A 22,106-nucleotide genomic window follows, 5' to 3' on the forward strand; every position below is an offset into this window, starting at 1 on the left:
GGTTATGCGCATATCCTGTGATAACGCAGGCTGACCCGGCAATCCATCCTTCAAAAGAGTCTTGCGAAGTGATGGATACGCGCGTCAAGCGCGCGTATGACGGGATGTGTGCATACCCGGCGTCTGTGCGGGGATGCGGAGAGAGGTCGTGATTACGCAGGTTGTATTAAAAGCGCCGCCGCGGTGCGGCCGCGGGCAAACGCTCGATATCCATTTAGTGAAACGCCGGATACCGCCATTCATGCTAGTACAAGCCGGTTGAAGGCAACCCAGGGCGATTGACGGAAACGGATGGCGTCTGCGCGGATCATGTGGAGCATCGCAGCCGCGATCGTGGCCGCCGCCGCGGTTGCCGCATTCGCCGTTGCCTGGCGGCCGGCGATTGCGGCGATCGATCCGCCGGCGCCGGGCGCGTTCGATGCGGTGCTGGTCAAGCGCGGCCGTGAACTCGCGGCGATCGGCAATTGCGGCGATTGCCACACCGCGCGCGGAGCAAAGGATTTTGCCGGCGGGTTTCCGGTGCCGACGCCGTTCGGCACCATCTATTCCTCCAATATCACGCCGGATGCGCGGACCGGGATCGGGCGCTGGCCGGAAGCGGCGTTCCGCCGCGCCATGCGGTCGGGGGTCGGCCGCGACGGCCGGCATTTGTACCCGACCTTTCCCTACGATCACTTCATCAACGTGTCGGACGAGGACGACCGCGCGCTCTATGCCTTTCTGATGACGCGGCAGCCGGTGCATGCGCCGGCGCGCGCCAACGCGATAGCGTTTCCGCTCGATCAGCGCGTCCTGATCGCGGGCTGGAAACTGCTGTTCCTGCGCGGCGAAAACTGGCAGCCCGATCCCACGCAGAGCGCGGAATGGAATCGCGGCGCGTATCTGGTGGAGGGACTGGCGCATTGCGGCGCATGCCACACCCCGCGCAATGCGCTCGGCGCGGAGCGAAAACGCGCGCAATTCGCCGGCGGCGATGTCGATAACTGGCACGCCTACGCCATCAACGGCCAGTCGCCGTCGCCGGTGCCATGGGATGCCGACGCCTTGTTCGCCTATTTGCGCGACGGCTGGCATCCCGATCACGGCGTCGCGCGCGGCCCGATGGCGCAGGTGGTGAGCAATCTGTCGGCGGCGCCGCCAGGCGATCTCCGCGCCATCGCGTTCTATATGGCCGGCGTGTTCGGCGCGCCGACGCCGGATCGCAAGCGCCGCGGCGATGAAATTCTCGCCCAGGCGCGCGCGCCGTCGCCGCAGCCGCCGGACGCGACCGCCGGCGCCTCGATCTACGCGGCGGCTTGCGCCGGGTGTCATGACGGCAACCGGCCGCCGCCCTATGGCGGCATCAACCTGCGCCTATCCACCGGGATCAGCAGTCCCGATCCGCGCAACGTGGCCAACACCGTCCTGTCAGGCATAGGACCGGTGGAAGGCGAACGCAGTCCGATCATGCCGGGATTTGCGACCAGCATGGACGACCGGCAGATCGCCGCATTGCTGACTTATCTGCGCGCCCGCTTCAGCGATGGCCCGGCATGGACCGGCGTTGAAAACACCGTCGCCGACGCGCGGCAGGGGCAGGCCCACTTCCTCCAGACCTCGGCGGGGCCATACAACGCACCCGCCGATCCAAGCCAGCGAGACAGGCCATGACGACACTGAAGGTCAACGGTCACGAGCACCGGATCGACGCCGATCCGGATACGCCGCTGCTCTATGTGCTGCGCGAGGACCTTGAGCTCAACGCCGCGAAGTTCGGCTGCGGGCTCGGGCAATGCGGCTCGTGTACGGTGATCGTGGATGGCAAGGCGGTGCTGTCCTGCGTGACGCCGCTGCTGCTGCTGGAAGGCAGGCAGGTGACGACGCTGGAAGGGCTCGGCACCATCGAGGCGCCGGCGCCGATCCAGCGCGCCTTCATGGAAGAGCAGGCGGCGCAATGCGGCTACTGCATCGCCGGAATGATGATGCGGGCGCAGGCGCTGCTGCAGCGGAATTCCAAACCGACCGACCAACAGATCCGCGCCGAGCTCGCGCCGAACCTGTGCCGCTGCGGCAGCCATATGCGCATCCTGCGCGCGGTGCATCGCGCCGCGGCGCTGATGCAGAGCGCGGATGCATCGACCGGGAGCGCGCAATGAAAGGTCCGGTGATTCTCGACCGCCGCCGCGTGCTTGCGGGCGCTGGCGCGCTGGTCGTCAGCTTCCCGCTCGCCAAGGCGGTGGCGCAGGAGCAGAAGGCGCCGGAGCCTGCTCTTCCCGGCAGCCTGAAGCAATCGCCGCTGCTTCATTCCTGGATCCGGATCGACGCCGGCGGCGGGATCACGGTATTCACCGGCAAGGCCGAACTCGGTCAGGGTTTCAAGACGGCATTTCAGCAGATCGCCGCCGAGGAACTCGACGTTGCGTTCGAGTCGTTGAAGGTGGTCACCGCCGACACCAGGCTCACCGCCAACGAAGGCTATACTTCCGGCAGCAACTCGATGAAGGACAGCGGCGCCGCGATCCGCAACGCCGCTGCCCAGGCCCGCGACCTGCTGGTCGCGGAAGCGGCACGGCGTCTCGATCAGCCGATCGAAAATCTCCGCACCGGCAACGGCGAGGTGATTGCATCGGACGGCCGGCGGCTGCGCTACGGCGAGCTCGTCGCAGCCGAACTGCTGCATGTCCAGGCGCAGCCGACCTCGAAACTGAAGGATCCGGCAACATTCAAGATAATGGGCCAATCGGTGCGCCGCGTCGATATCCCGGCGAAAGTCACCGGAGGCGCGGCCTATGTGCAGGATATGCGGCTGCCCGGCATGGTGCACGCCCGCGTCGTGCGCCCGCCGAGCTACGGCGCGCAGTTGACGGCGTGCGACACCGCGGCCGTCGAGAACCTGCCGGGCGTGGTCAAGGTGGTGCGCGACGGCAATTTCCTCGCCGTCGTGGCCGGAAGGGAATTCCAGGCGATCAAGGCCATGAATGCGCTGTCGGCGGTGACGAAGTGGCAGGAAACCGCCGCTCTGCCGAGGCAGGATGATCTGCCCAGCGTCCTGACCGGCCTGCCGTCGCAGGACACCACCATTTTCCGCCAGGGCAACCCGTCGTTCGCCGCGGCGCGCACCATCGAAGCGACCTACACGCGGCCCTATCAGGCGCACGGATCGATCGGGCCGTCCTGTGCGGTGGCGCATTTCGTCGACGGCGCGATGACGGTGTGGACCCACACCCAGGGCGTCTATCCCGATCGCCAGGGCATCGCGGAGATGCTGCGGATGCCGCCGGCGAGCGTGCGCTGCATTCATGTGGAAGGCTCCGGCTGCTACGGCCATAACGGCGCGGACGATGCCGCCGCGGACGCCGCGCTGATCGCCCGCGCGCTGCCTGGAATACCGGTCCGGGTGCACTGGACGCGCGAGCAGGAGCACGGCTGGGAGCCGTTCGGGCCGGCGATGGTGACCAGGCTGAAGGCGTCGCTTGATAGCAGCGGCGCCATTTCCGACTGGAATTTCGAGGTCTGGAGCAACACCCATTCGATGCGGCCGGGCGGCGCGGGATCGATGCTGGCGGCGCAGCACATGGCGCAGCCCTTCGCGCCGCCGGCGCCCAAGCCGCTGCCGCTGCCGGAAGGCGGCGGCGACCGCAACGCGATCCCGATCTACAAATTCCCCAATGCCGAGGTGGTGCACCACTTTATTGCAGCGATGCCGTTGCGGATCTCGGCGATGCGTGCGCTCGGCGCCTACCACAACGTGTTCTCGATCGAGAGTTTCATGGACGAACTCGCGAGTGCGGCGGGCGCCGATCCGGTCGAGTTCAGACTGAAACATCTCGACGATCCCCGCGGGCGCGACATCATCGACAAGGCGGCGCAGGCGTTCGGATGGCGGAAGGATCGGCAAGCGCCGCCGGATCGCGGCTTCGGCTTTGCGTTTGCGCGCTACAAGAACCTTGCGGCGTACTGCGCCATCGCCACCGAAGTGGAAGTGAACCGGCAGACCGGCCGTCCGCGCCTGGTGCGCGCGGTCGCCGCCGTCGACAGCGGCCAGGTGGTTAATCCGGACGGGCTGAGCAACCAGATCGAAGGCGCAATCCTGCAGTCGATGAGCTGGACGCTCTATGAAAGCGTCTCCTTCGACGATACGCGGATCACCAGCACCGACTGGCAGACCTATCCGATCCTGCGCTTCAATGCGGTGCCGGAAAGCGTCGAGGTCCATATCATCAACCGGCCCGGCCAGCCCTTCCTGGGCAGCGGAGAAACCGGGCAGGGCCCGGCCGCAGCATCGATCGCCAACGCCATCGCCGCCGCCACCGGCAAGCGCCTGCGCGACCTGCCGCTGACGCGCAAGCGGATCAGGGGCGCAATGGATGCATGAGGGGGCATGTCTTCCGAGTCGTCCCACCCCGCGCGAGCCATAACCACCGGCGTTCATGTCGCGCACCGCCAATGCAACGTCGCTGCAAAACATCGCGACACGGCATATGGTCCCCGCCTGCGCAGGGACGACGCTGCTAATGCCTTACCACCAGCACCGAGCATTTGGCGTAGCGCACCACGTGGCCCGCGTTGGAGCCGAGGAAGTAGGTGCGCATCGCCGGGCGGTGCGAGGTCATGACGATGAGATCGGCCTTGATGGCGGCGGCCTCTTCGAGGATTTCGTGATAGATGCCGCCCTGGCGCACCACGCTGGAGATCCGCGCTGCTTCGATGCCGGATTCGCGCGCGACGATGACCAGCGCCTCCTCGGATGACTGGCGCTGCTGCACGTCGAAATCCGCCGGTACGTATTCGGCCAGCATCACCGGCGTCATCGGCAGCACGTTCAACAGCCGCACCGAGCCGGCATAGGTCTGCGACAGCGTCGCCGCGGCCGCGATGGCGGGTTTCGCCAGATCGGTGTCGGCCAGATCGATCGGGACGAGAATGGATTTGAACATCTCACGCCTCCGTTGATACAATTATCGTATCACAATTATCGTCATGCGCAGGCCTGGCCCGGCGCATCCATCCTCTTCCCAGGAGTCGTTCGAAAGGATGGATTGCCGGGTCAAAGCCCGGCAATGACGGAAAGGCGGGGCACGATGTCAGCTCCCCGGGGCCGCCTTCAACAGTTTCGGGCTGATGAACAGTTCGAGCTGGCCGCCGCGAAACGAGACGTCGCCCCAGTCTTCAATGGCAAAATCGATGACTACGAGGCCCGAGGTCGGCAGGTTGTCGGCCAGCGCCGTGCGTCCGGCGGGATTGCCGCTGCCGGTGAGGGTGAATGCGAATTCGTGCAGACCGGGATTGTGTCCGATCAGCATCAGCCGCTGCGGATCGTCCGCCGCTGCGGCGTGAACGATCTGCAGCAGCGTCGAGACGTCCGCCCCGTAAAGTTCCGGCACGAACGCGACCTTGGGCGGCGGCGCCGCGCCGTGCATCGCCTCCGCGGCGATGTCCCAGGTCTGGTGCGACCGGACCGCGGGCGACACCAGCACCGAATCGGGAAACGGCGGATGTTTCGCGATCCAGCCGCCGATCTCGGCGGCGTCGCACCGGCCGCGTTGATCGAGGCGGCGGTCCTGATCCTGGCCGGTGGGCGCGTCGTTTTCGGTCTTGGCGTGACGCAGCAGCATCAAACGTCGCATGGCGCGATCTCGATTCGTTTCAGGTCCGATTAATGTACAAGCTTTGATCGCGGGACAAGGTGACAAGCGTTGCGCGGGTCCGTAAGTAAAAGCAATGACGGAACTTTCCACAAGTGCTGGCGATGGACATGACGCCACAGCCTGGTTGGAAGCGGCGCCGGAGCGGGTGCGGCTGACGTTCGATCTCGATGTCGATATCTGCGTGATCGGCGCCGGTCTCGCCGGCCTTACCGTGGCGCGCGAGGCTGCATTGCTCGGCGCCAGCGTTGCCGTGCTCGAGGGCCGCCACGTCGGCTGGAACGCGTCCGGAAACCTCCTTGGCACGGTGATGCCGGGCTACGGGGTGCCGGTCGGTGATCTGATCGCGCGGGTCGGCTTCGAGGATGCCCGCGAATTATGGGCGCTGTCGAAGCAGGGCGCCGATTACGTCCGCGCCGCAGCGACGCTCATTCCCTTCAGCAGGTTCAGCGAAGGCGCGCTGGAAGTCTCCAATGTCGACGCCGGTGACCGGTTGATCGGCCGGCTGCAGATGCTGGCCGAGGATTTCGGAACCGAGGTCGAGGGTTGGCCGGTGGACCGGGTCCGCGACGAACTGAAGACCCGGCGCTATTTCCACGGCGTATATTATTCCAAGGCGTTCCAGATCGATGGCCGGCGATATGCCGGCGGCCTTGCGGCGCTGGCGCGAAAAGCGGGCGCGCGCATCTTCGAGGATACGCCGGTGGTCAGCATCGATTATTCCGGAATCCGCAAGCGCATCGTGACGCCGCAGGCGCGTTTGCGCGCCTCGCATATCGTGCTTGCCGGCAACATCCATCTCGGCGCGGCGCTGCGGCGGCTGTCGGAGACGCTGCTGCCGGTGTGGCGCTATGCGGCGGTGACCGCCCCGCTCGGCGAACGCCTGGGCGAGGCGGTAACGTTCCAGGGATCGGTGACCGACACCGACGGCATCGACCATTTCCGCATTGTCGAGGGCGACCGGCTGATGTGGTCGAGCCCGGAAACCACCTGGGCGGGGCGGCCGCAGCGGTTCGCGCCCGCTATCCAGCGCCGCATCGGCACGATTTTTCCACAACTGGGAAAGGTTGAGATCGCCGAGGTTTTCAGCGGCGCGATCGGCCGGACCGTGCATGGCATGCCGCAGATCGGGCAGTTGCGCCGGGGACTCTGGGTCGCGAGCGGCTTTGGACGACAGGGCCTGAACACCACCGCCATGGCCGGACAACTGATCGCGCGCAGCATTTTGTGGGGCGACCAGCGCTGGCGGCTGTTCTCGCCGTTCGAACTGGTGTGGGCGGGCGGCCGCACCGGGCGCATCGTCGGCCATGCGGTCGGAATCTGGGAGCGCGGAAGCTCCGCAGCCGCCGGCGCGCTGGCGCGCTATCGCGAAGGCGCGCGAGCCAGGGAGCGCATCCGCGAGGCGCGGATGGCCGAAGCCAACCGCCAGGCCGGGACCAGGCCGCCGCGCAAGCGGCCGGCGCCGGTGCCCGGGAAGGGTCGGGCGCAACCGCGGCCGGCGCCTCCGCCGGAGGCCGGTGACGGGGCGCAGTAAACAATCATGCGTCGTCCCCGCGCAGGCGGTGACCATAGCCACCGTCGTTGGCCTCCTAAGGGCTGTTGAGCCAATCTTCGCCGAGGCCAGGGGTGGGTCCCGCCTGCGCGGGGGACAAGGAACCTCGCGACAAAGTGAGAAAAATACCGTCATAGCCATGTAACTTCCGCAATTGCCCGCCGTAGTTACGTCAATGCACCGCATGCATCCACGGAGACCGCCATGATCGACCGCCGCATCCTGCTTGCTTCCGCCGCCAGCCTGTTCGGGCTTGCCGCGTTCCGCTGGCTGCGGATGACGCCCGCCGAGGCCGCCGAAAAATTCGAGATCGAAAAGACCGATGCCGAGTGGCGCGCGCAGCTTACGCCGATGCAGTACGACATCCTGCGCAAGCACGGCACCGAGCGCCCGGGCTCCAGTCCGCTGCTCAAGGAACATCGCAAGGGCACGTTCGCCTGCGCCGGCTGCGACCTGCCGCTGTTTTCCTCCGAGACAAAGTTCGAGAGCGGCACCGGCTGGCCGAGTTTCTGGCAGCCGCTGGAGAACGCCGTCGGCGAAACCAAGGATCGCACCATGGGCATGCTTCGCACCGAAATCCATTGCCGCCGCTGCGGCGGCCATCTCGGCCACGTCTTCGACGACGGACCGAAGCCGACCGGACTGCGCTATTGCATGGACGGCTTTGCGCTGGTGTTCCACCCGGCGGCGCCACAGGCGAGCTAAGGATCCGCATTTTCGCGAATCCTGAACATTGCGATAGCCTTGGCGCCGCCCAGGGCCCGCCATGGAACTTCACTGCCGTAGATTGCTTGCACTCGCAAGCGCCGTCGCCGCGTTTCCGCGGCGCATATCGGCGGACGACTATCCCGCGCGACCGGTCCGCATCGTCGCGGGCTTCGCCGCCGGCGGCGGGGGTCGACATCACGGCGCGTCTGATCGGCCAGTGGCTGACCGATCGGCCGGGCCAGTCCTTCGTGACCGCCGCCGTCCCCAACGCGGTCAACGCATCGCAACAGTCTTTGCAAAGGAGATGGATTGCCGGTCAAGTCCGGCAATGACGGCGGAGATGTGTGCATACAGCAGGGGCCACGCCCGGCAAATGACGAACAAGCCAAAAAGGAAAACACCATGCGTATCGTCGATGTCGTCGAAATCACCAAGCCGATCGCCTCTCCGATCCGCAACGCGTATATCGACTTTTCAAAGATGACGGCCAGCCTCGTCGCGGTTGTGACGGACGTTGAGCGCGACGGCCGCCGGGTCGTCGGCTACGGCTTCAATTCGAACGGCCGCTATGGCCAGGGCGGCCTGATCCGGGAACGCTTCCGCGACCGTATCATCGCGGCCGAGCCTGGAAGCCTGCTGGATGACGCCGGCAGCAATCTCGATCCGCATCGCATCTGGGCGGCGATGATGGCAAACGAAAAGCCGGGCGGGCATGGCGAACGTTCGGTCGCGGTGGGCACGCTCGACATGGCGGTGTGGGACGCGGTCGCCAAGATCGCCGGCAAGCCGCTGTTCCGCCTGCTCGCCGACAACAAGGGCCGCAGCGCCGATCCGCGTGTCTTCGTTTACGCGGCGGGCGGCTACTATTACCCGGGCAAGGACAATTCGGCGCTGAGGGCCGAGATGCGCGGCTATCTCGATCGCGGCTACAACGTCGTCAAGATGAAGATCGGCGGCGCGCCGCTGGAGGAAGACCGCGGACGGATCGAGGCGGTACTGCAGGAGATCGGGTCGCAAGCGCGGCTTGCCGTCGATGCCAACGGACGTTTCGATCTCGAAACCGCCATCGCTTACGCGAAGATGCTGCGCGACTATCCGCTGTTCTGGTGCGAGGAGATCGGCGATCCCCTCGATTACGCGCTGCAGGCCGCCATCTCGGAATTCTATCCGGGGCCGATGGCGACCGGCGAGAACCTGTTCTCGCACCAGGATGCGCGCAACCTCCTGCGCTACGGCGGCATGCGGCCGGATCGCGACTGGCTGCAGTTCGATTGCGCGTTGTCCTACGGGCTGGTCGAATATCTGCGGACGCTCGACGTGCTGGCCCAGCATGGCTGGTCGGCGTCCCGTTGTGTCCCTCACGGCGGTCATCAGATGTCGCTCAACATCGCGGCCGGCCTCGGCCTCGGCGGCAACGAAAGCTACCCCGACCTGTTTCAGCCCTATGGCGGCTTCCCCGATTCCGTTCGCGTCGAAGACGGCCACGTCGTCATGCCGGAGATTCCGGGAATCGGTTTCGAGGGCAAGTCCGATCTGATCAAGGTGATGCGCGAACTGGCGGAGTAGGAAACGCCATATTTTCCGCCGGCGTCCCGCGAAGGCGTAGGGTCTGCACATATCTCGGGCGTCATTGCGGGGCTTGACCGGGATCATCCGCTTCGAAAAATCCAGGGACGACGGTGGGTGTGGGTGCGTCGTTCTCCCGGCAAAACTTACCGTGCTAGGCAAATGTGCGCCGGTCGCCGGGCTCCCGCAATGGTGTGGCGCCGTTGAATCCGCTGTGTTTTTTGCCTTGGCATATCCCCTGCAATGTCTCCTCTGATCGCGGCCATGTCTTGACCGCGCCGGGCATGAATTTGGAGACGACGTTATGGGTATCTTCGATGCGCTCAATACTTCGGTGGGCGGGTTGCAGGCGCAGTCCTTTGCGCTGCAGAACATTTCCGGCAACATCGCCAACGCGCAGACTACCGGCTTCAAGGGCATCAACACCTCGTTCGTCGATCTGGTGCCGGAGGCGACCAATCCGGACCGTCAGATCTCGGGCGGCGTCACCGCTTACGCAAGGCAGACGGTTTCATCGCAGGGCACGGTGTCGGCCTCGACGGTGAGCACCTTCATGGCGATCAACGGCGATGGCTTCTTCTCGGTGCAGAAGTCGAGCGGCACGGTGGACAACACGCCGATTTTCACCGGGGTCACGGACTATACGAGGCGCGGCGATTTTCAGGTCAACGCCAACGGCAATCTGGTCAACGGCGCCGGCTACTTTCTGATGGGCGTCCCGGTCGACTCCAAGACGGGTAACCCGCTCGGCAACGTGCCGCAGGTGCTGCAATTCCAAAACAGCTTCGTGCCGGCGCAGGCGACCACCACGATACAATACGGTCTCAACCTTCCCGCCACGCCGGTCACCGCGGCGGCAAGCACCGCCGCGGCGGGCACCATCACCGCCGCCGGCGGTCTCGACGCCACCGTGTTCAGCGTCAATCCGACGGTGGCGGGCACCGGCACGGTGGTCGGTAACGACGCGACCCTGTTCCAGAACCAGTCGATCAGCGGTGGCGCCGTCACCGCATACGATGCGTCCGGCACGCCGGTGAACCTGCAATTGCGCTGGGCCAAGACCGACAGCGCCGCGCTCGGCGGGTCCCATATCGACAACTGGGAATTGTTCTACCAAAAGGATCCGGCCGCGACCGGCACCCAGGTGGCGTGGGTCAACGCCGGCACGGACTTCAAGTTCGGCAGCAACGGCAAGCTGACCGCGCCGACCTCCCCCTCGATCACGCTTACCGGCGTCGCGGTCGGCGGGCAAACGCTGGGCAACGTGTCGGTCAGCATCGGTGCCAGCGGGCTCACGCAATACGCCACCACCGGCGGCACCGCCACCATCAACGAGATTTCGCAGAACGGTTATCCGGCCGGACAATTGCAATCGGTGGCGATCAGCAATTCGGGCCTGGTGATCGGCACATTCTCGAACGGGCAGAACATCGATCTGGCCGCGGTGACGCTGTCGCACTTCAACGGCACCAACTACCTGAAGGCGCTCGACGGCGGCGCCTATGCGGTGACCGATCAGTCCGGCCAGGCCATCGCGGGCGCCTCCGGCAGTATCAGCGGCTCGTCGCTGGAAGGCTCCAACACCGACATCGCCGACGAGTTCACCAAGCTGATCGTCACCCAGCAGGCCTATTCGGCGAACACCAAGGTCATCACCACCGCCAACAGCATGGTGCAGGACCTGCTGAACGTGCTGCGCTGATGGGTGAGCGGGGGAGGCGATTTTTTTCCGTCATGCTTGACCCGCGCGCCCGTCCGTTTCGCAGCAATCGTCGAAGAGGATGGATTGCCGGGTCAAGCCCGGCAATGACGTGGGGATGGACCCCCCGGCTCTGCAGCGCGCCGCAAGGGCGCTGCGTCCGGGGCACGATACCAGCGGTGACGTGACATGAGTTTGAGTTCAGCCCTCTCCACCGCGATGGCCGGCCTGCGCGCCAACCAGGCTGCGCTCGGAATCGTATCATCCAATGTCGCCAATGCGCAGACGCCGGGCTATGTCAGCCAAAGCGCCAACCAGATCGAACTCGCCGCCGGCGCCGGCAACGGCGCGAGCGTGCGCGTCAACGGCGTCAATCGCCAGCTCGATCAGTACATCCAGACCCAGTTGCGCACGGAAACCGCCGGCGGCGCCTATGCCGACCAGATCGCTGACATCCTGAGCCAGTTGCAAAACGTCTACGGCACCCCGGGCCAGGACGGCACGCTTGAGAACGCCGTCAGCAATTTCACCAGCGCGTTGCAGGCGCTATCGGCAAGCTCCGGTTCCAGCGCTGCGCAAACCCAGGTGCTGGCGGCGGCGCAGTCGCTGGCGCAGCAACTGAACGCGACGACGACGGGCATCCAGACGCTGCGTTCCAATGTCGAGCAGGACATCGGCGTTTCCACCGACCAGGCCAATGTCGCGATGAGCCGGATCGCGCAGCTCAATTCGCGGCTGCAGGGCATGAATGCGACCGATCCGGCCGCGGCCGTCCTGATGGATCAGCGCGACAATGCCATCAACCGGCTGTCGCAGTTGATGGACATCCGCGTCGTCACCGACAATACCAACCAGGCCACGGTTTTGACCACCTCCGGCATTCAACTGGTCGGCGGCGGTCAGGCGTCCGTGCTGGCCTTCAATTCGCAGGGCACGCTGAACGCCAATTCACGGTGGAACAGCAATCCAGCGCTGTCGGGCGCGGGCACCATCACGGTCAGGCTGCCGAACGGCGGCAATTTCGACCTGATCGCCAATAACGCGATCAGCTCCGGCCAGATCGCCGCCGATCTCAAACTACGCGACACCACGCTGGTGCAGGCGCAGGCACAGGTCGACCAGCTGGCCGCGGCGCTCGCAAGTTCGCTGTCCGATATCACCAAACCCGGCGCCGCGGTGGCCGGGCCGCCGGCGGGTTTCGATCTCGATCTGTCCGGCCTGCAGGCGGGCAACAGCATCAACCTGACCTACACCGACGCCGCGACCAATACCAAGCACCAGGTCACGATCGTGCGCGTGGACGATCCGGCGGCGCTGCCGCTGTCGAACACCGCAACGCCGAATCCGAACGATCAGGTGATCGGAATCAATTTCACCGGCGGCATGGCGTCGGTCGTGGCGCAGTTGAACGCGGCGCTCGGCGCGGCCCATCTGCAGTTTTCCAATCCCTCCGGATCGACGTTGCGCGCGGTCGATGACAATACCGCTGCGGCGACCGTCACCGCCGCGTCCGCCACGACCACCGCGTCGTCGCTGGCGAACGGCGTCGCCCAATTGCCGTTGTTCACCGATGCGGGTTCGCTCTATACCGGCAGGATCACGGCCGACGGCTCGCAGATGACAGGGCTCGCCGGACGCATCATGGTCAATCCGGCGCTGTCGGCCGACCCGTCGAAGCTCACCGTGTACAATACCGCGCCGGTAACGCCGTCGGGCGACACCACGCGCGCGGATTTTATCTATTCGCAACTGACCTCGGGCAGCTTCACCTACTCGCCGCAGACCGGGCTCGGCTCCAACGCCACGCCGTTCAAGGGAACCATCAGCACCTTCATGGAGCAATTCCTCAGCCTGCAAAGCAACGCGGCGGCGGCCGCGACGCAACTGAAGCAGGGGCAGGATGTGGTGGTTTCCACGTTGCAGCAGAAATTCAACGCGACGTCCGGCGTCAGTATCGACACCGAGATGGCGAACCTGATCGCGCTGCAGAATTCCTACGCCGCCAATGCGCATGTGATGAGCGTGGTGCAGAGCATGATGACCAGCCTGCTGCAGCTCCAGACCTGAGGCGATCTCGATGGCGATCAACAGTATCGGTTATGGCAGCACCGTGCTCGGACAGTCGGTCCGCAATCTCAACGATCAGCTCACCACGCTGTCGTCACAGCTCACCACCGGCAAGAAGGCGACGACCTATGCCGGCATGGGTGCCAACGAAGGGTTTGCGATCGCCGCGCGCGCGCAATTGTCCAACATCTCCGCGTTCACCGACACGATGACCAAGATCAACACCACGATCAGCGTCGCCAATACCGCGCTGCAGTCCCTGATCGGCATCGGCGGGCAGGTGCAGAACGCCGCCGCCGGGGGCGCGCTGGCGCTTAACGGGGCGGGGCAGACCATTGCGCAGCAGAACGCGGTGTCGCAGCTCGGATCGTTACTGGGAATCCTCAATACCCAATCCGGCGACCGCTACGTGTTCTCCGGCGCCGCGATCGATACGCCGGCGGTGACCGACGCCGATACGCTGCTGAACGGCAGCGGCGCGCAGGTCGGGCTGAAGCAGGTGGTCGCCGAGCGCAATCAGGCCGATCTCGGCGGCGGTCTTGGCCGGCTCGTGCTGTCGGCGCCGGCCACGTCGCCGATTACGCTGCGCGAGGATGTAGCGCCATCGGTGTTCGGATTGAAATTCAACTCGGTTTCCTCGTCGCTGACCGGCGCCACGGTAACAGGACCGACCGGATCGCCGCCGACGCTGTCGATCGCGTTTCCCGCCAATCCGGTCAGCGGCGACCAGATCAGTTTGAAATTCAACCTGCCTGACGGCACCACCGAGACGGTGCAGCTCACCGCATCGAGCGCGGTGCCGACCCCGGCCGGCAGCTTTGCGATCGGCGCCACGCCGGCAGCGACGTCGGCCAATCTCAACGCCGCCCTGGGCAGCGCGGTCGGCACCCTGGCGAATACCGCGCTGGTGGCGGCGTCCGCGGTTGCGGCAAGCAGCAATTTTTTCGCCGATCCGCCGCAGCGCGTGGCGGGAACACCGCTCGCGACCGGAACCGCGCTCACCAACGGCACGACGGCGAATACGATTCGATGGTACACGGGCGACAACGGCGCCGGTTCGGCGCGCGCATCGTCGCTCGCGCGAATTGATCAATCGGTCAGCGTGCAATACGGCGCCCGCGCCAACGAGCCGGCGATCCGCAACCAGTTGCAATCGGTCGCGGTGCTGGCCGCGGTCGCATCGACCGGCCCGAACGCGACCGCGCAGGCCGCCGCTTTAGGCCAGCGCGTCACGCATAATCTTACGGCGCAGCCGGGGCAGCAGACCATCCAGGATATTCAGTCCGACTTTGCGGTCGCGCAGACCACCATGAAAGACGCCACCGCCCGGCAGACCCAGACCCAGGCGATGCTGCAAAACATCGTCGACCAGGCCGAGAGCGTGTCGCCGGAGCAGGTGGCAAGCCAGATCCTCGCGCTGCAAACCGCGCTGCAAGCGTCATACCAGACCACCTCGATGCTGTCGCAATTGAGCCTGACCAAGTTCCTGCCGATATAATGCTCCAATACACGCCGCCGTCATCCCGAGGTGCGAGCGACGCGAGCCTCGAAGGATGGAAAACAAAAAGGCCTCCTCCTGGAGGCCTCTTGCCCGACTTGCGTGGCAGTCGGATTACGCGGATTTTGCAGTTTGCACACTTCTCGCGCTGGCCAGCAGCGTCTCTTCGTGGGCGATCAGCTTTTTCGCTTCCTTCAAGGCGAGGTAGACATCGCCGTTGAGGATGTGGTTGTTGATGTCTTCGATGCAGGGCCATGAACTCGGCGCGGCATGGAGCATGTCGCGCATCAGGCTGAAATAGGTCGGATGATGCGCCTGCGGGTCGGGCGACAGGTACATCAATTGCACCGCAAGGTAGATCAGCTTGGCCGGCGTGTCGGCGGTGGCCGGGGTGAGGATGTCCTTCTCGCGAAGGATCGGGATCTTCTCGCCCTCGATCAGGAGCTTGGTGCGCTGGTCGGTGTTGGTGATGACGCAGGCGCCGATGATGATGCGCTCATGCGGCTTGAGTTCGACTTTCAGCGGCATGCGGGTTTCTCCATTGCAATCGCGCCGGCTGTTCGTTCTCGCCGTCAAGCGCGCATCCTTTCGCACCGTGGTTAACGCCAGGTAAACAGCGGGATGCCCGCCTTGCGCAGTGCGGCAGGAATTTACAACCGCATTTGGCGGGTTTGCTGCGATTTGCGCAAATGGCGCACGATTTTGTGCAACCAGGGCGGGAAGGCGGCCGGCTGTCCTGCGCTTTCCGATTCATGTTTTTTTAGACTCTTGGTTCCAGTGTGCGGCAGTCGTCCGATGGAAAAGATCGGCGTTAAGCGCACCACTCAGGCGCACACCAGAAAGGTATGAAAATGTCCGGTATCGTCCTTACGGCGTCAGTCCGCCAGAACTTGCTCTCGCTGCAGTCCACCGCCGACCTGCTTTCCACCACGCAGAACCGCCTTGCCACCGGCAACAAGGTCAACTCGGCGCTCGACAACCCGACCAACTTCTTCACCGCGCAGGGTCTCAACAACCGCGCCAGCGACATCAACAACCTGCTCGACTCGATCGGCAACGGCGTGCAGGTGCTGCAGGCCGCCAACACCGGCATCACCTCGCTGCAGAAGCTGGTCGATACCGCCAAATCGATCGCCAACCAGGTGCTGCAGGCGCCGACGGGCTATAGCTCCAAGGCCAATGTGACCACCGCCGCCCCGACCGGCGCCGGTGCGCTTGCAGTCGCAGGCACCGCAACCGACCTGACCAACGCCGGCACCAACTCGCTGCAGGGCCAGGCGCTGGCCTTCAAGACCTCGACCGGCACGCTCAGCCTGACTATCAGCAACGTTGCCGGCGCCGGCAAGGTCAACTCGATCGACGCGCTGAACACCGCGCTGAGCGCCGGCGGCGTCGGCTTGACCGCGTCGTTCAATGCGGCGGGTACCGTCACCTTCACCTCGACCAATGACAATGCGGGCCAGGTCATCACCAACACCGGCAGCGCGCCGGCGGCGGCGGGTACGGTCGACATCTCGGGCGGCGCGGCCATCACCGGCCTCTCCGTCACCGCGGCGGTCGCCGATACGGCGTCGCAGGCGATCCGCTCGAGCCTCGTCAAGCAGTACAACGACATCGTCACGCAGATCTCGACGACGTCGCAGGACGCGTCGTTCAACGGCATCAACTTGTTGAACGGCGACAATCTCAAGCTGACCTTCAACGAAACCGGCAAGTCCACCCTGAACGTTCAGGGCGTCACCTTCAACGCCGCAGGCCTCGGCCTTGCCGCACTGACGGCGGGCACCGATTTCCTGGACAACGCGTCCGCGAACGCCGCGCTGACCAAGCTGTCGAACGCCAGCACCACGCTTCGCACCGAGGCGTCGGCATTGGGCTCGAACCTGTCGGTGGTGCAGATCCGCCAGGACTTCAACAAGAACCTGATCAACGTGCTGCAGACCGGTTCGTCCAACCTGACCTTGGCCGACACCAACGAGGAAGCGGCCAACAGCCAGGCGCTGTCCACCCGCCAGTCGATCGCGGTGTCCGCGCTGGCGCTCGCCAACCAGTCGCAGCAGAGCGTGCTCAAGCTGCTGCAGTGATCTGAAGCAGCCAGGTAGCTGCCGGAAACGGCGGGGGAAACCCCGCCGTTTTTGTTTTGCGCGTAAGTAGTCCGGGCCAGCATAGCGACCCCGGGGTATCGTCATGGCCGGGCTTCGTCCCGGCCATCCACGTCTTCCTTGCTTGGTGCTGTCAAGACGTGGATGCCCGGCACAAGGCCGGGCATGACGAATCCAACGGCCATGTCCGATTTTATTGTGCGCCGCATCGGCTCTACCACAGAGTGCAAAGTGAGTATTAGCGCACTTTCTAAGCGGAGGTTAACGGTCGCGTAACTATATTGGGCGATATTGCTCGGGACTTGTTCCAATTAACCATCTCCGTTGACTCGGATTTTGTCCAAACGAGAAAGTCGCGACAATGTCAGGTATCGTTCTTACAGCGGCAGTTCGCCAGAATCTGCTCTCGCTTCAGTCCACCGCGGATCTGCTCGCCACCACGCAGAACCGCCTCTCGACTGGCAAGAAGGTCAACACCGCGCTCGACAATCCAACCAACTTCTTTACCGCGCAGGGGCTGGACAATCGCGCCAGCGACATCAACAACCTGCTCGACTCGATCGGCAACGGCGTGCAGGTGCTGCAGGCCGCCAACACCGGCATCACCTCGCTGCAGAAGCTGGTCGATACCGCCAAATCGATCGCCAACCAGGTGCTGCAGGCGCCGACGGGCTATAGCTCCAAGGCCAATGTGACCACCGCCGCCCCGACCGGCGCCGGTGCGCTTGCAGTCGCAGGCACCGCCACCGACCTGACCAATGCCGGCACCAACTCGCTGCAGGGCCAGGCGCTGACCTTCAAGACCTCGGCCGGCACGCTCAGCCTGACCATCAGCAACGTTGCCGGCGCCGGCAAGGTCAACTCGATCGATGCGCTGAACACCGCCTTGAGCGCCGGCGGCGTCGGGCTCGCCGCCTCGTTCAATGCGGCCGGCACCATCACTTTCACCTCCACCAACGACAACGCCAGCCAGGTCATCACCAACACCGGCACCGCGCCGACGGCGGCGGGTGCGGTCGACATCTCGGGCGGCGCGGCCATCACCGGCCTCTCCGTCACCGCGGCCGTCGCCGATACGGCATCGCAGGCCATCCGCTCCAACCTGGTCAGCCAGTACAACAACATCATCACGCAAATCACGACCACCGCGCAGGACTCGTCGTTCAACGGCATCAACCTGTTGAACGGCGACGACCTCAAGCTGACCTTCAACGAAACCGGCAAGTCCACGCTGAACATCAAGGGCGTAACCTACAACGCGGCGGGCCTCGGCCTTGCCCTGCTGACCTCAGGCACCGATTTCCTGGACAATTCGTCGGCCAACACCACGCTGGCCAAGATATCCAGCGCCAGCACCACGCTTCGCACCGAAGCCTCGACGCTGGGCTCGAACCTGTCGGTGGTGCAGATCCGCCAGGACTTCAACAAGAACCTGATCAACGTGCTGCAGACCGGTTCGTCCAACCTGACCTTGGCCGACACCAACGAGGAAGCGGCCAACAGCCAGGCGCTGTCCACCCGCCAGTCGATCGCGGTGTCCGCGCTGGCGCTCGCCAACCAGTCGCAGCAGAGCGTGCTCAAGCTGCTGCAGTGATCTGAAGCAGCCAGGTAGCTGCCGGAAACGGCGGGGGAAACCCCGCCGTTTTTGTTTTGCGCGTAAGTAGTCCGGGCCAGCATAGCGACCCCGGGGTATCGTCATGGCCGGGCTTCGTCCCGGCCATCCACGTCTTCCTTGCTTGGACCCGTCAAGACGTGGATGCCCGGCACAAGGCCGGGCATGACGGAGTGGTCTACGTCATGCGCGGCAAAGCCAGGCATGACAGCGCGGTCTACGTCATGCCGGCATAAGGCCGGGCAGCGCGTTCAACGTCATGGCCGGGCTTGTCCCGGCCATCCACGTCTTTGCTCCACATCGGAAAGAAGACGTGGATGCCCGGCCCAAGGCCGGGCATGACGGCGAGATGTGCGCATCCAGTAGGTCAAGCCCGGCAATGACGGCCGAGATGTGTGCCTACCGCAGGGGCGCGACCCGGCGCTCCATCAATTCTGAAAGACTTTTTGCGAAGAATGACGGATACGCGGATCAAGCCCGCGCATGACGCGGTGCCGTTTTCGCGCGCGTCATGCGACCGGTCCAGGTCACAATCTGAAATAGCAATTAACCATATTTTAAAAGCAAAACTATATAAACCGTAGCAGTTTCCGCAGCCCGCCGCCTACATCGAGGTCATGAATGTCCAGCGCCGCCCAGACCTACGCCCGCAACTCCCAAGCTACCGCATCGCCCCGGGAAATCGAAGCGCAGGCGCTGTTGAAGGCGGCACGACAGCTTCAGGACGTCGTCGAGAACTGGAGCGGGGCCGGCAGTCATCTCAATTCAGCGATCATGTTCAATCGTAAGTTGTGGTCGATCTTCATGAGCGATGCCATCGACGACGAGAACCCGCTGGCCGCCGACATCCGCCAGAACATCGCCAATATCGGTATCTTCGTGATGAAGCAGACCGTGGAAATCCAGACCGATCCGGCGCCCGAAAAGTTGAAGTCGCTGATCGACATCAACTGCAATCTCGCCGCGGGACTTTGCGGCCGCGCCTGATGGCCGATATTTTCAACATCATCGCGGCGAACTACACCACCGTCGGCGGCATGGTCCCGTCGAAGACACCGTATGTCGCGGTCAATCCTGCCGATTACCAGGGAAGCTGGGAAGGCAAATATTCGACCGGCGAGTCCTTCAGCTTCACGGTTTCGAACGTCAGCGGCTTCCGGGCGAAGGTCCGTTATCAGAGCGGGTCTACCGTCAAATACCAGGACGTTCTGATCAAGGACGCTTCGTTCCGGATCGGGGATTCGAAATTCATGCTGGCCAAGCTCGGCAAGGCGACGATCAAGACGGTCGTGACCAATCCTTATGACGGTACCACCCGGCTCAACACTGCCTACGCGACGCGGGCGAACTGAGCGTTGCGTGGCGCGGGCGCGAGAAACGTTATTCCTGCAGCAGTGGCGGGGACACTTTCGCGAGCGCCTCGCTCAACTCCTGAATTTCGTAGGGCTTCTTGAGAATCTGGAAGCCCAACGACGTCCTGCGCAGCGTATCGCTATACCCCGTCGCCAGCAGGATCGGCAGGCGGGGGTATTTTTCGCGAATGGTCTGCGCCAAGGTCAGCCCGTCCATTTTACCCGGCATGACAATGTCGCTGAAAACCAGATCGATCTCATCCCCGTCGATCTCGGCCAAAGCCGCTTCCGCGTTGGAAACCCACCGGACTCCGTAGCCCAGTTGCTCGAGCAGCCCGGTGCTCGCCATCGCTACGTCCGGATTATCCTCGACCAGCAGCACGGTGCCGCTGCCGGACGAGGCGGGGCGGGGAGTCTGATCCGACACAATTCCGGTCGTGTCGCGCGGTAGCGAGATGGTGACTGTCGTTCCCTTGCCCAGTTCGCTGGAAAGGTTGACCCGGCCACCGGCCTGATAGGCAAAGCCATGGACCTGGGAAAGCCCCAGACCGGTGCCTTTGCCAACCGCTTTGGTCGTAAAGAACGGGTCAAACACCTTCTCCACAATGTCGGGAGGGATGCCCGCGCCGGTATCCGAAACGTGTACCGCCACAAAGTCTCCCTTGTTCACTTCGTCGTCCAGCTTGACGTTTTCGGCGCTGATGTTGATGGCGCCGCCGTCGGGCATGGCGTCTCTTGCGTTGATGGTAAGGTTGATCAGGGCAGTCTCCAGTTCGGAGACGTCGACTTTGATCGGCCACACGCCGTCGGCCACAGCGGTCGTGAGTTGAACGGTGCCGCCAACGCCCACATCGAGAACCTCACGAATGGCGTCAAGGCGGTCGCCGAGGTGAACGGTCTGTGGATTGACGTTCTGTCGCCGTGCAAATGTCAGGAGCTGGTTGGTCAGGGCAGCTCCGCGCCTTGCGGCCGATTCGATCGCCTGAACGGCGCGCTGCGATTTCTCATCGTCGGCATATTTCCTTAAAACCTGGACGCTGCCGCCGATGACCATGAGAAGGTTGTTGAAGTCATGGGCCACCCCGCCGGTCAACTGCCCCAAGGCATCGAGCTTTTGCGATTCCGCGAGCTGCTTCTGCATGCGTTCCAGCTTGAGCGCAGCATCACGCCGCTCGGTAATGTCCCGCGTGATCTTGGCAAAACCGATCAGCCTGTCGTCTTCCTTGATGGCGTCGATGACGACGCTTGCCCAAAAGAAGGTGCCGTCCTTTCGGACGCGCCAGCCTTCCTCTTCGTAACGGCCGTGCTCCTCGGCCGTCCGGAGGGCACGCGCCGGCTTGCCGTTGGCCTGGTCGCTGGGGGTGTAAAACCGCGAGAAGTGCTGTCCGATAATCTCCTGCGGCGAATAACCCTTAATCCGCTGCCCGCCGACGTTCCAGCTCGTTACAATACCGCCGGGGTCGAGCATATAGAGCGCGTAATCTGCAACTCCCTCGACCAGAAGCCGAAAACTTCGCTCGCTCTCAAAAAGATCCTGCGCCTGCCTGCCTCGTGTCATCGGGTATCCAAACAGAAACCAACGTCTTTACGACGCAACGGTTCCGTAAAAAACAAAACGCCCCAGAAGGGCGCGTCAACCTGACTATTGCGATTTTAAATCCATATGCAAGCGGCCGTTGCGGGAAAGCGACAGCATCCGCTCCGTCACCGGCGATGCGGTAGTATCGCCACGTGAGGCGAGCGCCGGGCCTCCGGGCGCGATGCGGCGCATAGACGCTTTGCAAACCGGTTGCGCCGCAGCCACACCCTCATTGCGTTGAGACAGGGCTCCGCTACGCGCCGCAAAAGCGCTGCGCTACGTCCGACCGGAGGAACGGTATTTTCAAATCCTGCGGTCGATCCGAAGCGCCTGTGCGGCTTGCCGGGTTTCTTCCAGCGCGCGCGCATAGGCGCGCCGGCGCAGAACGCCTTGATCGGGGAATTGCCCGACCACGAGACTGGTCCGGTTGTCGACCACCTGATAGACGACGGAGGCGGCTTCGCGATCGAGGAAGACGTGGTTCGAGGTCGTGCCGCCCTGCGGATCGTTGCGCGGGCGTGCGGAGTCATCCATCGCCGCAACGCTTTGACGCACGGGCAATTCCGTCGCGACCGCATCGTCGGCGGCAGGCGAGACCGGCGCCAATGGCGTTGCAGCCGGCGCCCCTGCCGGCTTGATGCTGAAATCCGAACTCATGGCGGCCTCCAAGCCTTCCGAGTCAAACCCCAACCCCGTCGTGTCGGCAACACTAAATATGCGTCTTCACCACGGCGTTAGAAAACGCGA

General features: G+C 64.3%; 18 protein-coding genes. 13 read left to right on the plus strand and 5 right to left on the minus strand.

What is annotated here, in order from left to right; translation table 11 throughout:
• Positions 1-291 precede the first annotated feature (291 nt).
• Genes ACFE72_RS17995 through ACFE72_RS18005 form a run of 3 tightly spaced genes read left to right on the plus strand, consistent with a single transcriptional unit; the run spans position 292 to position 4,354 of the window.
• Entirely contained in the window at positions 292-1,650 is a 1,359-nt protein-coding gene (locus ACFE72_RS17995; RefSeq protein ID WP_375414481.1) for a cytochrome c, read from the plus strand.
• Positions 1,647-2,135 (plus strand): (2Fe-2S)-binding protein, encoded by a 489-nt coding sequence (locus tag ACFE72_RS18000; protein WP_375414482.1) that lies wholly within the window; start codon positions 1,647-1,649, stop codon positions 2,133-2,135. The genes ACFE72_RS17995 and ACFE72_RS18000 overlap by 4 nt, the downstream gene beginning before the upstream one ends.
• Entirely contained in the window at positions 2,132-4,354 is a 2,223-nt protein-coding gene (locus ACFE72_RS18005) for a molybdopterin cofactor-binding domain-containing protein (protein WP_375414483.1), read from the plus strand. The genes ACFE72_RS18000 and ACFE72_RS18005 overlap by 4 nt, the downstream gene beginning before the upstream one ends.
• 136 nt (positions 4,355-4,490) lie before the next feature.
• On the opposite strand, the gene ACFE72_RS18010 is transcribed toward ACFE72_RS18005, so the two are convergent.
• Together ACFE72_RS18010 and ACFE72_RS18015 are read right to left on the minus strand one after the other, a co-directional pair.
• Entirely contained in the window at positions 4,491-4,916 is a 426-nt protein-coding gene (locus tag ACFE72_RS18010) for a universal stress protein (RefSeq protein ID WP_375414484.1), read from the minus strand.
• A 147-nt stretch (positions 4,917-5,063) separates the two neighbouring features.
• A complete protein-coding gene (locus ACFE72_RS18015) occupies positions 5,064-5,606 on the minus strand; it encodes a histidine phosphatase family protein (protein WP_375414485.1) in 543 nt (180 codons plus the stop codon).
• Positions 5,607-5,700: 94 nt separating this feature from the next.
• Between ACFE72_RS18015 and ACFE72_RS18020 the strand changes: the two genes are divergently transcribed.
• From ACFE72_RS18020 to ACFE72_RS18045, 6 genes are all read left to right on the plus strand, one after another.
• A complete protein-coding gene (locus ACFE72_RS18020) occupies positions 5,701-7,158 on the plus strand; it encodes an NAD(P)/FAD-dependent oxidoreductase (protein ID WP_375414486.1) in 1,458 nt (485 codons plus the stop codon).
• Between the two features lie 222 nt (positions 7,159-7,380).
• Positions 7,381-7,881 (plus strand): peptide-methionine (R)-S-oxide reductase MsrB, encoded by a 501-nt coding sequence (msrB, locus tag ACFE72_RS18025; RefSeq protein WP_375414487.1) that lies wholly within the window; start codon positions 7,381-7,383, stop codon positions 7,879-7,881.
• A 405-nt stretch (positions 7,882-8,286) separates the two neighbouring features.
• Positions 8,287-9,450: a mandelate racemase/muconate lactonizing enzyme family protein gene (locus ACFE72_RS18030; RefSeq protein ID WP_375414488.1), complete on the plus strand. Its 1,164-nt coding sequence runs from the start codon at positions 8,287-8,289 to the stop codon at positions 9,448-9,450.
• A gap of 304 nt (positions 9,451-9,754) precedes the next feature.
• Positions 9,755-11,152 carry a flagellar hook protein FlgE gene (locus tag ACFE72_RS18035; protein ID WP_375414489.1) on the plus strand — a complete coding sequence of 466 codons (1,398 nt, stop codon included), beginning with the start codon at positions 9,755-9,757 and terminating at the stop codon, positions 11,150-11,152.
• 186 nt (positions 11,153-11,338) lie between these two features.
• The gene (flgK, locus tag ACFE72_RS18040; protein ID WP_375414490.1) at positions 11,339-13,216 is read left to right on the plus strand and encodes a flagellar hook-associated protein FlgK; all 1,878 of its coding nucleotides are present in this window, start codon (positions 11,339-11,341) and stop codon (positions 13,214-13,216) included.
• Between the two features lie 10 nt (positions 13,217-13,226).
• Positions 13,227-14,714, plus strand: a complete 1,488-nt coding sequence (locus ACFE72_RS18045) for a flagellar biosynthesis protein FlgL (RefSeq protein ID WP_375414491.1) — start codon at positions 13,227-13,229, stop codon at positions 14,712-14,714.
• Positions 14,715-14,828: 114 nt separating this feature from the next.
• On the opposite strand, the gene flbT is transcribed toward ACFE72_RS18045, so the two are convergent.
• Positions 14,829-15,242, minus strand: a complete 414-nt coding sequence (gene flbT, locus ACFE72_RS18050) for a flagellar biosynthesis repressor FlbT (protein WP_375414492.1) — start codon at positions 15,240-15,242, stop codon at positions 14,829-14,831.
• Between the two features lie 317 nt (positions 15,243-15,559).
• Here flbT and ACFE72_RS18055 point away from each other — a divergent pair, with 317 nt between their 5' ends.
• The 4 genes from ACFE72_RS18055 (at position 15,560) to ACFE72_RS18070 (ending at position 19,780) form a co-directional block, all read left to right on the plus strand.
• Complete coding sequence (locus tag ACFE72_RS18055; RefSeq protein ID WP_375414493.1) at positions 15,560-16,798, plus strand: flagellin; 1,239 nt, start codon at positions 15,560-15,562, stop codon at positions 16,796-16,798.
• A gap of 379 nt (positions 16,799-17,177) precedes the next feature.
• Complete coding sequence (locus ACFE72_RS18060; RefSeq protein ID WP_375414494.1) at positions 17,178-18,410, plus strand: flagellin; 1,233 nt, start codon at positions 17,178-17,180, stop codon at positions 18,408-18,410.
• 639 nt (positions 18,411-19,049) lie between these two features.
• Positions 19,050-19,415 carry a flagellar biosynthesis regulator FlaF gene (gene flaF, locus ACFE72_RS18065; protein ID WP_375414495.1) on the plus strand — a complete coding sequence of 122 codons (366 nt, stop codon included), beginning with the start codon at positions 19,050-19,052 and terminating at the stop codon, positions 19,413-19,415.
• Positions 19,415-19,780, plus strand: coding sequence for a hypothetical protein (locus tag ACFE72_RS18070; RefSeq protein WP_375414496.1), 366 nt, complete (start codon positions 19,415-19,417; stop codon positions 19,778-19,780). Before flaF ends, ACFE72_RS18070 begins: the two co-directional genes overlap by 1 nt.
• A gap of 28 nt (positions 19,781-19,808) precedes the next feature.
• Here the strand turns inward: ACFE72_RS18070 and ACFE72_RS18075 are convergent, their stop codons facing one another.
• Positions 19,809-21,338, minus strand: a complete 1,530-nt coding sequence (locus ACFE72_RS18075) for an ATP-binding protein (RefSeq protein WP_375414497.1) — start codon at positions 21,336-21,338, stop codon at positions 19,809-19,811.
• Between the two features lie 324 nt (positions 21,339-21,662).
• Entirely contained in the window at positions 21,663-22,016 is a 354-nt protein-coding gene (locus tag ACFE72_RS18080) for a hypothetical protein (protein ID WP_375414498.1), read from the minus strand.
• Positions 22,017-22,106 lie beyond the last annotated feature (90 nt).

Origin of the sequence: uncultured Bradyrhizobium sp. (assembly GCF_964252615.1) — a bacterium.
Lineage (GTDB): Bacteria > Pseudomonadota > Alphaproteobacteria > Rhizobiales > Xanthobacteraceae > Bradyrhizobium.